Source organism: Glaesserella sp. (genome assembly GCF_041817755.1).
Lineage (GTDB): Bacteria > Pseudomonadota > Gammaproteobacteria > Enterobacterales > Pasteurellaceae > Glaesserella.
In genome coordinates, this window is the sequence record NZ_JBGYBX010000054.1 from 21,274 (window position 1) to 34,340 (window position 13,067).

Annotated in this window: 9 protein-coding genes and 1 pseudogene; 6 read left to right on the forward strand and 4 right to left on the reverse strand. The window is 41.9% G+C overall.

From position 1 onward, the window contains the following. The first annotated feature begins 33 nt into the window (after positions 1–33). Positions 34–1,725: a DUF4153 domain-containing protein gene (locus tag ACEYKX_RS07835; protein WP_373767979.1), complete on the forward strand. Its 1,692-nt coding sequence runs from the start codon at positions 34–36 to the stop codon at positions 1,723–1,725. Between the two features lie 98 nt (positions 1,726–1,823). Here the strand turns inward: ACEYKX_RS07835 and asnS are convergent, their stop codons facing one another. Beyond that, entirely contained in the window at positions 1,824–3,227 is a 1,404-nt protein-coding gene (gene asnS / locus ACEYKX_RS07840; RefSeq protein ID WP_373780700.1) for an asparagine--tRNA ligase, read from the reverse strand. A 225-nt stretch (positions 3,228–3,452) separates the two neighbouring features. Here asnS and ppx point away from each other — a divergent pair, with 225 nt between their 5' ends. The 4 genes from ppx to nanA all read left to right on the forward strand — a co-directional run bounded on the left by ppx (position 3,453) and on the right by nanA (position 7,471). Further along, positions 3,453–4,961, forward strand: coding sequence for an exopolyphosphatase (gene ppx, locus ACEYKX_RS07845; RefSeq protein ID WP_373767980.1), 1,509 nt, complete (start codon positions 3,453–3,455; stop codon positions 4,959–4,961). Between the two features lie 206 nt (positions 4,962–5,167). Beyond that, positions 5,168–5,638 (forward strand): N-acetylneuraminate anomerase, encoded by a 471-nt coding sequence (gene nanQ, locus ACEYKX_RS07850; protein WP_373767981.1) that lies wholly within the window; start codon positions 5,168–5,170, stop codon positions 5,636–5,638. A 3-nt stretch (positions 5,639–5,641) separates the two neighbouring features. Then, positions 5,642–6,508, forward strand: coding sequence for a MurR/RpiR family transcriptional regulator (locus tag ACEYKX_RS07855; RefSeq protein WP_373767982.1), 867 nt, complete (start codon positions 5,642–5,644; stop codon positions 6,506–6,508). An 81-nt stretch (positions 6,509–6,589) separates the two neighbouring features. After that, positions 6,590–7,471 carry an N-acetylneuraminate lyase gene (gene nanA, locus ACEYKX_RS07860; protein ID WP_373767983.1) on the forward strand — a complete coding sequence of 294 codons (882 nt, stop codon included), beginning with the start codon at positions 6,590–6,592 and terminating at the stop codon, positions 7,469–7,471. A gap of 94 nt (positions 7,472–7,565) precedes the next feature. Here nanA and purK read toward each other — a convergent pair. The 3 genes and pseudogenes from purK to purE all read right to left on the reverse strand — a co-directional run bounded on the left by purK (position 7,566) and on the right by purE (position 10,216). Then, positions 7,566–8,655 (reverse strand): annotated as a pseudogene (gene purK, locus ACEYKX_RS07865) (5-(carboxyamino)imidazole ribonucleotide synthase). A gap of 97 nt (positions 8,656–8,752) precedes the next feature. Beyond that, a complete protein-coding gene (locus tag ACEYKX_RS07870; protein WP_373767985.1) occupies positions 8,753–9,718 on the reverse strand; it encodes an asparaginase in 966 nt (321 codons plus the stop codon). After that, a complete protein-coding gene (gene purE, locus ACEYKX_RS07875; RefSeq protein WP_373767986.1) occupies positions 9,719–10,216 on the reverse strand; it encodes a 5-(carboxyamino)imidazole ribonucleotide mutase in 498 nt (165 codons plus the stop codon). Between the two features lie 378 nt (positions 10,217–10,594). On the opposite strand from purE, the gene aceE reads away from it, so the two are divergent. Next, on the forward strand, positions 10,595–13,067 hold a 2,473-nt coding region (aceE, locus tag ACEYKX_RS07880), incomplete at its 3' end, for a pyruvate dehydrogenase (acetyl-transferring), homodimeric type (protein ID WP_373780701.1).

A 13,067-nucleotide genomic window follows, 5' to 3' on the forward strand; every position in this document is an offset into this window, starting at 1 on the left:
TCGCCGCGTCATTATTTATTTACGGAGAAACCTATGTTTGTGCCTTCTGTGTTGAATAAAGCATGGTTGCAACTGAAATTATTGTCCGTTCAAAGACCGCTTGAGCTGATATTGTTAGCCGGAGTCGGTGTGTTGAGTCTTTCTTCTTCATACGGACTTGACGATATATATTTAGGGTTTTTGTTATTTGTTCCGATTATTTTCGCTATTTTTTATTTATTACGACGCCAAACGTGGTGTTATTGGCTGTCTCCGTTTGTTATGGCGGCGGTGTTATATTGGTTGTTTCAACATTACGGCGGTGATTTTTTCTTTTATGAACAAACACCGGAATATTGGGGAGCATTATGTATTGCGTTGATTTGGTTTTTATCTGAAGGTTGGCATAAAGATAACCGCCGATATGTTTTCTCCGTCATCGAAAAAAGCCTTAATTTGCTGATTTTTTCACCGTTTATGGGTTACCTCTGCTTTATGGCTGTCATGGGAATCATTTGGAGTGTTGATTATTTGTTCAATCTTCAGTTGCCGTTCGGAGATATTTGGGGGAGAGGATTCGCCTTTACCTTTTTTTGCGTCATACCGCTGTTTTTCCTGTTGATCGAACAAAATCAGCTACAACGACAAGGAACGCTCCACCATTTGGTTGAAGTGATCATTAACGTGATTTTATCGCCGGCATTGATCATTTACAGCCTGATTCTTTACGCCTATCTGGCGATGATTCTGTTTACCGCCGAATTACCGCGCGGAAATGTGTCTTGGATGGTGTTGCCTTATCTGTTTGCCGCAATCGGGTTGTCCGCATTACAGGCGATATTGCAAAAACCTCGTTGGCAGCGTTTCTACCGCGTGCTGCCTTATATTTTATTGGCGCCGCTAGTGTTACTGTGGCTGGGGATTGTTGAACGGATTTCAACGTATTCGTTTACAACTATGCGGGTATATTTGTCGGCCGTTGCGGTGACGGTCACGCTGTTCTGTCTGCTGAGTTTATCGAAAACGCGGTTGCAATACCGTTATTTGGCATTTATCGGTATTGCCGTTATTTTTATCACCACTTATATCATTAATCCGAAAAAGATTGAATTTGACAGCCAATCCGTACGTTTGGAGCAAGACTTGGCGGCATTAAATATGTTGGATAGCGCAGGTAAGATCAAACCGCACAATGAGTTGGTTAAAATGTATGGTCAAGCCACAGATGTGGAGAAGGCGAAAGTCAATTCGCTTTCCGTGTTAGCTTTTCGCCTGTATAAATGGGATGCTACAATTGCGACGAAATACGGTGAAAGTGAGTTTACCGATTTTATGCGTTCTTCTTATCATGCCGAAATAGAGCATGACACCGAACATCATCGTGATTTCAAGGCGGATATGCGGACAATCGATCCGAAGGGATATCAACGTATTACCGTGTTCAATTTTGATCACTATATCACTCGAATTTCGGCGGATAATAAAATTCTTCCGCAAGAACAAATTTCAACGGAATTGAACGTCACTTTTGACGGCAATCAGTTTATTCGCCACGTTTTACAGAAAAACGGTTTTGAATTGAATAAGGAATATAGCCAAGAACAGCTGGATGTACTTCGCGAACAATTTACACAAGCGGATATACCGGAAGGGCGTTTGTTGTTCAGCCGATTCGTCATGTCTTTTGATGAAGAACAGGGTTACCTTTTTGATGAGGCGGCGATCATCATGTTTTTAGAAAAGTGATGGGAAATCCCTTGTGTAGTCGGATCAAGCGGTCTGATTCATCGGATTTTTTGCAAAAAACAGGCATCGTCGGATGCCTGTTTTCTTTTTAAACAATTTTAGAAATTCGCATTACGCGGTGCGCGTGGGAATGGAATGACCTCACGAATATTCTGTAAACCGGTGACATAGACGATTAAACGCTCAAAGCCTAAACCAAAGCCTGAGTGCGGCACAGTACCATAACGGCGTAAATCACGATACCACCAGTAATCTTCCGGGTTTAAGCCCATTTCTACCATACGTTTATCTAACACCTCTAAACGCTCTTCACGTTGTGAACCACCGATGATTTCACCGATTCCCGGCGCTAATACGTCCATTGCCGCTACGGTTTTACCGTCATCATTTAAACGCATATAGAACGCTTTAATATCTTTTGGATAGTTTTTCACGACTACTGGAGATTTAAAGTATTCTTCTGCAAGGAAACGTTCGTGTTCAGAAGAGAGATCGATACCCCATTCAACCGGGAACTCAAAGTTTTTACCTGATTTTAATAACACTTCAATCGCGTCGGTATAGTCAATTTGAGCGAAGTCTGAATTAATAAAGTTCTCTAAACGGCTGATGACCGTGTTATCAACATGTTTTTCAAAGAATTTTAAGTCATCTTTACGTTCTTCAAGTACTGCACGGAACACATATTTCAACATATCTTCAGCCAGTTTTGCATTATCCGCTAAGGTTGCAAACGCAAATTCAGGCTCAACCATCCAGAATTCCGCTAAGTGACGGGTGGTGTTTGAGTTTTCTGCACGGAATGTCGGACCGAACGTATAGACTTTGCTTAATGCACAGGCATAGGTTTCGCCGTTTAATTGACCGGATACGGTTAAGAAAGATTCACGACCGAAGAAATCCTGGCTGAAATCGACTTTACCGTCTTCACCACGCGGTAAGTTTTCTAAATCTAAGGTCGAAACACGGAACATTTCACCCGCACCTTCTGTATCTGATGCGGTGATTAACGGCGTTGCAACCCAATAGAAACCTTGTACGTGGAAGAAACGGTGAATGGCTTGTGCTAAACAGTGACGCACACGTGCTACCGCCCCGATTAAGTTAGTACGAGGACGTAAGTGAGCGACTTCACGTAAGTATTCAATAGAGTGGCGTTTTGCTGCCATCGGATAAGTATCCGGATCTTCAACCCAACCCACGACTTCAACAGATTTTGCTTGTAATTCAACCGCTTGTCCTTCGGCTGGCGATTCAACAATCACACCAGTGACAATCACAGAACAGCCTGCAGTTAAACGTAATACTTCATCTTGATAATTGCTTAAATCGTTATTGATAATAGCTTGAATCGGATCGAAACAAGAACCGTCATACACGGCTAAAAATGATAAACCCGCTTTTGAGTCGCGGCGAGTGCGTACCCAACCACGCACAGCAACTTCTTCCCCTACGGCAACTTTGCCGGAAAGAATTTCTGAAATTGTTGGAAATTTAGACATATTTACCTCAATTTTATTGAATTCATTAAATTTTTAGAAAAAAACGCTTGGCATTCTACTAGAAAAGACAAGGGAAGATAAGGAAATTCTGTTTTTTTCTGTTTGAAATGACAAAATGAATAGGCTGTCGTCAATAATAATTGACGGAGAAAATTCTTTTTGACTAAAAAAATGTTAAACTTTGGTGAATTAATTTATTCATTATTTATCAAAAGGCGTTTCGTTATGCAATCGGACAACCATTTGCCGCGTGAATTTGCGGCTATCGACTTAGGATCAAACAGTTTTCATATGATTGTCGCTCGTATTGTGAACGGAACCATTCAGGTGCTTTCCCGCATTAAACGCCGTGTACGTTTGGCGGAGGGATTGGATGAAGACCGAATATTAAGCCAAGAGGCGATTGAACGCGGCGTAGCGTGTTTGGCGTTGTTTGCTAAACGGCTGCAAGGGTTTGAACCCGATAATGTCAAAGTGGTGGGAACCTATACGTTACGCCGAGCGTTGAATAATCAAGCTTTCTTGGATCAAGCCAAAGCGGTTTTTCCTTATCCTATTCATATTATTACCGGGCAAGAAGAGGCGCGGTTGATCTATTCGGGCGTGAGTCATACGCAACCGGAAAAAGGGCGAAAGTTTGTCGTTGACATCGGGGGCGGTTCAACGGAAATGACGATTGGTGACGGTTTTAAACCGCTACGGGCGGAAAGTCGCCATATGGGGTGTGTCAGTTTTGCGAAGCGTTTTTTTCCACAAGGCGAATTGACAAAAAGTCATTTTGAAGCAGCTTACCAAACGGCAATGGATAAAATTGAAGATTTGGCATGGGAATACCGTGAATTAGGCTGGCAACATGTTTTGGGGTCGTCGGGAACGATCAAAACGGTCAGTAAAGTGTTGATGGCTAACGGTTACCGTGACGGTGTGATCACTGAAGAACGGATTCGGCACATGATTGATAAATGTTTGGCGTTCAATGCGTTGGATGAAGTGAACATTAAGGGATTGATTGAAGAACGGGCGGATGTTTTAGTTCCCGGATTAGCTATATTACTGGCGTTGTTTCATACATTTCATATCCAAAGTATGCGTTATTCGGACGGCGCGTTACGTGAAGGCGTGATGTACGGTTTGGAAAGAAGCTTTCAAGTCGGGGATATTCGTCGGCGTACTGCAGAAGCGTTGGCGGAGCAATTTGATATCGATCAGCAGCAGGCAAATCGAGTGCGAGATACAGCGTTGACACTATTCGATCAAGTCAAAGAGTGGAAAAGCAAACACCAAATCGGCGAATTGCGCTCCATGCTGAAATGGGCAAGTTTACTTCATGAGGTCGGAATATGCATTAATCATAACGGCGTACATCGTCATTCCGCTTATATTATTGCGCATCGTGATTTGCCCGGTTTTGATTATGAGCAGCAACATTTATTGGCAACGTTAATGCGTTACCATCTCAAAAGTTTTAAACGCAGTGATATTAAAGGAATTAATCGCTTTCAACATCGTGATGTGTTGACATTACTGCGACTTTTTCGTCTGGCCGTGTTACTTAACCGTTCCCGACAAGCAACGGTGATGCCTGAAAAATTGTCGTTAGCCATTGCTAATGTCGAATGGACGTTGCAATTTGATGGGGATTTTTTAGTACAGAATCCGTTGGTTTCGGCGGATTTGGATGAAGAAAGAAAAGTGCTTTTAGCCTTAAATTTACCTTTAAACATCCTTGGGTAGTCTATTTATTGCTCAATAAAAGCCACGATAAAAGTGGTTTTTTTATTTTCTTTTAACAAAATTTTGATCTACTTCTCATTTTTTTTGTTTATTCCTTGTTATTCCGATCAGAAATCTTTACCCTATGGAGCATATCTTCTTTTAGTAATATTTTAAATGGAGCAAATAACTCATAATGGTTGTTTATTCATTCTAGGAGGACTTTTATGTTGTTGGGTGATTTATCTCGTGAGGACTATGCACATTCGCTTCCCCCTGTTTTTGCCGGGTTGTGTGCCAAATTAAAAGCATTGGATTTAGTTAATCTGCCGTTAGGCTGGCAAGATTTGGAAGACGGGGTCAGAATGAATGTCATGGAGTTTGAAACCAGTCCCCCGGACGGCAAAAAAGCCGAATTACACCGTAAGTTCATCGATATTCAATTATTGATTTCAGGGGAAGAAATGATTGAGTACGGTTTGAGTTATCCAGATTTAACGCAGTATGACGCATACCGTGAAGAAGATGACTACCAATTGACGGCGGAGATTGAAAATAAAAATACGGTGATCCTATCTCCCAATATGTTTGCGATTTTTTTACCTTATGAACCACATAAACCCGGCAATTCACTCAATAGCGACAAATTATTAAAAAAACTGGTTGTGAAAGTGCCGGTGGAGCGATTAGGAGGCTAACGTATGACTGCCCGCGGAAAAATTCTTGACACAATCGGCGCATTACAAAACAGCTTGACCAAAACGGAGAAAAAGATTGCCAATGCCATTTTGGCGCAGCCGGATCTGCTAAGTCAGTGTTCCTTATCTGAAGTGGCACATCAGTTGGATGTCGGTGAAGCCACCTTTATTCGCTTTTGCCGGACATTGGGATTTAAAGGATACACGGATTTCAAGTTGGACTTAGCCATTGAATTGGCGACCCAAGAAAAAGAGAGCAGTGTCCTGCTGGATACGGATGTCTCGGAAACAGATACCCCGAGAGAAATTGCAATTAAATTGCAAACAACTCTCAACAATGTGATTACCGAAACCATTAATTTATTAGACTTTAATGAGCTTGAAAAAGTGGTGGCGGAGTTGCGTAAAGCAAAACGTATTTTTCTCTTTGGTGTCGGTTCTTCGGGCATTACTGCAGAAGATGCCAAACACAAATTAATGCGTATCGGTTTACAAACGGATGCAGTAACGAATAATCACTTTATGTATATGCAGGCAGCATTATTGAAAAAAGGGGATGTCGTTATCGGTATAAGCCATTCGGGATATTCCGAGGAAACCACCAAGGCGTTGCACATCGCCCGTGAAAATGATGCGATAACGGTGGCAATTACCCATAATTTACGTTCACCGATTACCAATGAGGCGGATTATGTACTCATTAACGGTAACCGCCAAGGGCATATGCAAGGAGATTCAATCGGTACCAAAATGACCCAGCTTTTCGTGTTGGATTTAATTTATGCGATGCTGGTTAAAGCAGAACCTGAAAAAGCCGTTCAACAAAAACAAAAAACGCTAAATGTCATTTTGGAACAACGGCTTAAATAGTTTACAAGCGGTCAGTTTGGCAAATAATTTTACCAAATTGTCCGCTTCTTTCTTACCTATCACTTTATAAAAGGACACAAAATGAAAAATTTAAAAGGTATCTTCAGTGCATTATTAGTCTCGTTTAACGCAGACGGCACAATCAACGAAAAAGGTTTACGCCAAATTATCCGCTACAATATCGACAAAATGAAAGTTGATGGTCTGTATGTCGGCGGTTCAACCGGTGAAAACTTTATGCTTTCAACGGAAGAGAAGAAAGAAATCTTCCGCATTGCAAAAGACGAAGCGAAAGATGAGATTGCATTAATCGCTCAAGTGGGTAGCGTTAACTTAAAAGAAGCGGTGGAACTTGGTAAATATGCAACCGAATTAGGCTATGACAGCTTATCTGCGGTAACGCCGTTCTACTACAAATTCAGCTTCGCAGAAATCAAAAACTTCTACGAAACGATTATTCGTGAAACAGGCAACAAAATGATCGTTTACTCTATCCCATTCTTAACAGGGGTAAACATCGGTGTTTCACAATTTGCAGAACTGTTCCAAAATGAAAAAATCATCGGTGTGAAATTCACCGCAGGCGATTTCTACCTGTTAGAACGTTTACGCAAAGCGTTCCCGAACCACTTAATTTACGCAGGTTTTGATGAAATGATGTTACCGGCAACCGTATTAGGGGTGGACGGTGCAATCGGCAGTACCTTCAACGTCAACGGTATCCGAGCTCGTCAAATTTTTGAATTGGCACAGCAAGGCAAAGTCAAAGAAGCGCTTGAAATTCAAAATGTGACCAACGATTTAATCGAAGGCATTTTGGGCAATGGTTTATATCAAACCATCAAAGGTTTATTGGAAGAAGAAGGCGTACAAGCAGGTTACTGCCGTGAACCAATGACGAAAGAGTTGAATGCACAACAAAAAGCGGTTGTGAAAGAATTAAAAGCGAAATATCTTTCTTAATTTGAATTAGTATAAGAAAAAGGCTGTTGGTTGATCTGACCACAGCCTTTTTAGTTAGTATATTTGCAAATTTTTCACAAAATCCCACCGCTTGTTAAGCTAGTTTTGTAATAGCCCAATCTAACCCCGGATAAAAATCGTCCGTGAGATAAGGTTTGAGTTTTTGTAGATTTTCAACAATAACAGCTTTATCCGGGTGGCAAAGGTTAATATGCCCCAATTTTCTGCCTGCTCGAACTTCTTTTCCATACCAATGTAGTTGGCTAAATGGAATACCTAACCATTCATTATGATGTTCGATCCCAATAAGGTTCACCATCACACTTGGTGCAATCGGTTTCAATTCGGGAGTTGGTAAATCAAGTAATGCACGCAAATGTAATTCAAATTGACTGATTGAACAGCCCAACTGCGTCCAATGTCCGCTGTTGTGTACTCGCGGTGCGAGTTCATTAATCAGCAGTTTTTCGCCTACCACAAAACACTCCATTGCCATTACGCCCACATAATTGAGTTCGTGCATAATCGCAGAGAGCATTTGTTCCGCTTGTTGTTGGAACGTTTGTTGATGGGGGAGTGTTATATCCATTACACTGTAACGTAAAATACCATTTTGTTGTAAATTGTGGGTCACAGGGTAGAAGCGAGTTTCGCCATTACGGAACCTTGCACCCACTAAGGAAACTTCTCCGTCAAAGGGAATAAATTTTTCTGCAATCACGTCACCAAACAAATCAGGGGTAATTTGCTCGACATTATCTTTGGTGACAATCCACTGTCCACGTCCGTCATAACCACCCGTACGACGTTTTACCACCACTTTTTCGCCAATGTTTTCAAAGACTTGTTGCCATTGCTCAGGAGAATTTAATAACTGCCAAGGCGATGTAGCGAGATTGAGATGATCGAGCAGTGATTTTTGGGTAAAACGGTCGGCGAGTTGTCCGAAAACGGAAAGATTGACAAAGTTTTTGTGGTTGCTTAATAAATTTGTTAAGGGGGTTTCTGCCCAACGCTCAATTTCAGCGGTAATTAAACTGTTTTCGGCAATATTAAAAATGGGATCGTCAAAAGCGAGCGGCTGAACCTCAATATCTAACGGCATACCGGCATAACGTAACATTCTGCCAAGTTGCCCGTTACCAAGAACATAAATAGGGGGGGTAGAGTGTGCTTTTTTGCATAGTTATCCTTATAGTAACTTTAAGAAATTTGTGTAGGGGCGGGGTTTATCCCCGCCCCTACGAAAAAATCAAATATTTATGCAAGTGTACCAATTATTTAAAAATATTCCGCCAAAGGTTTATTTAATGTTTGATTGAGCAAAACCATTAACTTAATGCGTGCTTTCTGTCCGCTTAACCCTTGGGTGAAAATGACCCCTTGTTGTTTCAGTTGCTTACCGCCACCGAGATAATCATACACATCTTGTGTAATGCCGTTAAACGCGCGGGAAACTAATACCACAGGGATATTTGCATTTAATAGCGCGGAAATCCCTGCTAGACAAGATGGCGGTAGGTTTCCTGCCCCTAAGGCTTCAACCACCACACCGTCACAACGGCTTTGAGCAAGTTGTTCAAGTAGGAAGCTATCCATTCCGACATAGGATTTTATCAGCTGAATGTTCGATTTTTCCAAACGATCAATCGGAAAGCGTTCGTAAGCGGTCAGATGTTGGAAATAAATTGCACGGTTTTTCGTGACTAAGCCACAAGGTCCAAAAGTTGGCGTTTGGAAGGTTGCCACGTTAGTGGTATGGGTTTTGGTCACAAATTTGGCGTTATGAATTTCATCATTCATTACCACCAAAACCCCTTTATTGTGGCTTTCATCACTTAACGCGACCAAAATGGCACTTTGTAGGTTAATTAAACCGTCAGAACCTAATTCGTTGCTCGAGCGCATTGCCCCTGTGATGGCAACGGGAACATTCACTTTTAACGCTAAATCAAGGAAATAAGCGGTTTCTTCCAAGGTATCCGTACCGTGTGTAATTACAATGCCATCATAACCTTCGGTTAACACAGCCTGTTCGATCCGATCTTTTAGCAACTGCCAATGTGCCAAGGTAATATGGGGCGAAGGGACGTGTAAAATCGCTTCTTGATAAAGTTGAGCCGGGTGGTTGAGTTTAGCTAACGCCGTTAAAAGTGGGTTTTGCGCCGAAGGCGACACTTTGCCGTCTTCGCCTTCGCTCATTGAAATGGTTCCACCCGTGTGGAGAATTAATAATTTTTTACTCATCTAAATTCGTGGGTCTGGATTGTCTAACACAGATTGTGTCTGTGCATTACGGAAAGAACGCAATTTTAGTGCAATTTCAGGGTGAAATGCACCTAAAATTTGTGCCGCTAATAATCCTGCATTTGCCGCCCCAGCCGGACCGATAGCAAGAGTGCCGACAGGAATACCTTTCGGCATTTGAACGATAGAGTAAAGGCTATCAACCCCACTTAACATTGAACTTTTTACTGGTACGCCTAACACGGGAACAATCGTTTTAGCGGCAATCATACCGGGTAAATGTGCCGCACCGCCGGCGCCGGCGATAATCACTTTGTAGCCTTTTTGTTCTGCGGTTTCGGCAAATTCAAACAGTTTGTCGGGGGTACGGTGAGCGGAAACGACCTCAACATGATAAGGAATGTTAAATTGATCGAGAATTTGGGTCGCTTCGGACATGGTTGCCCAATCGCTTTTTGACCCCATTACAATGGCAATTTCAATTTGTGTGGTTGTCATGTTACACCTTTTATTCTGTGTTGATACAAGCGGTGCGAAGTCTATCACAAAACGCAAACGGTTGCTTATGAAAAGTTCTGTGATACGGCTAACATTTTGAGCCTTGAAAAATAGACAAAATCGGCAGTTTTTGTTATGGTGGATTCAAATTTGTCTACAAATTTCCAACATTTTTTTATAATTTATAAAAATTTATTGGAAATCAATATGATAGGTTATTAGCTAAAGTACATCGGTTAAATATAACCGGTGTGTTTTCTGTGTTTTTATTGATCTAAAACAAAATAAAAACCGGCTTTTTGGCTAAAGTTTCATCGGTTAGCAAAATTGTAACAATTTTGTAATGTATTTTTCACCAAACATAAAAAGGAAAAGACTATGTCAGAAATGTTGGCCCATGACGTAGATCCATTCGAAACACAAGAATGGTTGGATTCGGTTAATTCTCTTGTTAAAGAGGAAGGTGCGGAGCGTGCACAATTTATTATTCAACAAGTGATGCAACATGCTCGCACTCAAGGAGTAAGCCTTCCGTCAGGTGTCACGACGGATTATGTTAACACGATTCCGGTTTCAGAGCAGCCTGTTTACCCGGGTAATAAAGAGATTGAGCGTCGTATTCGTTCCGCCGTACGTTGGAATGCGATTGCGATGGTGTTGCGTAGTCAGAAGAAAGATTTGGATCTAGGTGGTCACATTTCAACCTTCCAATCCGCTGCCACCATGTATGAAGTGTGCTTTAACCACTTCTTCAAAGCGGCAACGGATAAAGACGGTGGTGACTTGGTTTATACTCAAGGTCACGCTGCGCCGGGTATCTATGCACGTTCTTTCCTAGAAGGTCGTTTAACAGCAGAGCAATTAGATAACTTCCGTCAAGAAGCCTTTGCAGACGGTTTATCTTCTTACCCTCACCCGAAATTAATGCCTGAATACTGGCAATTCTCTACGGTATCTATGGGTTTAGGTCCGGTCAATGCGATTTATCAAGCACGTTTCTTAAAATATTTAAATAACCGTGGCATTAAAGATACCTCCGGTCAAACCGTATATGCTTTCTTAGGTGACGGTGAAATGGACGAGATCGAATCTAAAAGTGCATTAACCGTTGCGGGTCGTGAGAAATTAGACAACTTGATTTTCGTTATTAGCTGTAACTTGCAACGTTTAGACGGCCCGGTAAACGGTAACGGTAAAATTGTTCAAGAGCTAGAAGGTTTATTCACAGGTGCCGGTTGGGAAGTGATCAAAGTCTTATGGGGAAGCAACTGGGATAAATTATTCGCTAAAGATACGTCAGGAAAATTGGCACAATTAATGATGGAAGTGGTTGATGGTGACTACTTAACCTTCAAATCTAAAGACGGCGCTTATGTGCGTGAACACTTCTTCGGTCGTTTCCCTGAAACTGCCGCATTAGTAGCAGATATGACTGATGATGAAATTTGGCACTTACGTCGTGGTGCGCACGATTCAGAGAAAATGTATGCTGCATTTGAGCGTGCGAAACGTTCAAATAAACCGGTGGTTATCTTAGCGCACCAAGTAAAAGGCTATAAAATTCCTGAAGCGGAAAGTAAAAACACCGCTCACCAATCGAAAAAAATGTCATTAGATAGCTTAAAAGGCTTCCGTGACTATTTCCACTTACCATTAACGGACGAACAAGTAGAAAATTTAGAATATGTAACTTTCCCGGAAGGTTCAGAAGAGTACAACTACTTACACGGTCGTCGTAAAGAGTTAAACGGTTATTTACCGGCGCGTAAACCGAAATTCACCGTAGAGTATAAAGTTCCTGCATTGGAAGAATTCCAAGCATTATTAGATGCACAACCGCGTGGCATTTCAACCACAATGGCATTCTCTCGTGTATTAAATATCTTATTAAAAGATAAAAATATCGGTCAAACCATCGTGCCAATCATTGCGGACGAAGCGCGTACATTCGGTATGGAAGGTTTATTCCGTCAAATCGGTATTTATAACCCTCACGGTCAAAACTATGTGCCGTCAGACCGTGATTTAGTGGCTTACTACCGTGAAGCAACAGACGGTCAAGTGTTACAAGAAGGTATTAACGAGTTAGGTGCAACCGCATCTTGGGTTGCCGCAGCAACTTCATACTCCGTGAACAACCAACCGATGATCCCGTTCTTCATCTACTACTCCATGTTCGGCTTCCAACGTGTTGGCGATATGATGTGGTTAGCCGGTGACCAATTAGCACGTGGCTTTATGATCGGTGGTACATCAGGTCGTACAACCTTAAACGGTGAGGGCTTACAACACGAAGACGGTCACAGCCATATTCAAGCCGGTGTTATCCCGAACTGTATCACTTACGATCCGGCATTTGCATTCGAAGTTGCCGTTATCGTTCAAGACGGTATCAACCGTATGTACGGTGAGAAACAAGAAGATGTGTTCTATTACCTTACTACATTAAATGAAATTACCGAACAACCGGCAATGCCTGCAGGCGCGGAAGAAGGTATCCGTAAAGGTTTATACAAATTTGAAACGGTTGAGGGTAAAGGTAAAGGCCACGTTCAATTGTTAAGTTCAGGTGCAATCATGCGTCATGTGCGTGAAGCGGCACAAATCCTTGCAAATGAATATGGTGTAACCGTAGATGTCTTCTCAGCGCCTTCATTCAATGAATTAGCCCGTGAAGGTAACGATGCGGCACGTTGGAACTTCTTACACCCAACGGAAACACCTAGAGTTCCTTATGTCGCACAGGTATTAAAAGATTTACCGACCGTTGCATCAACTGACTATATGAAAGTCTATGCGGATCAAATCCGTGCATTCGTACCAAGCAAACACTATCAAGTGTTAGGTACGG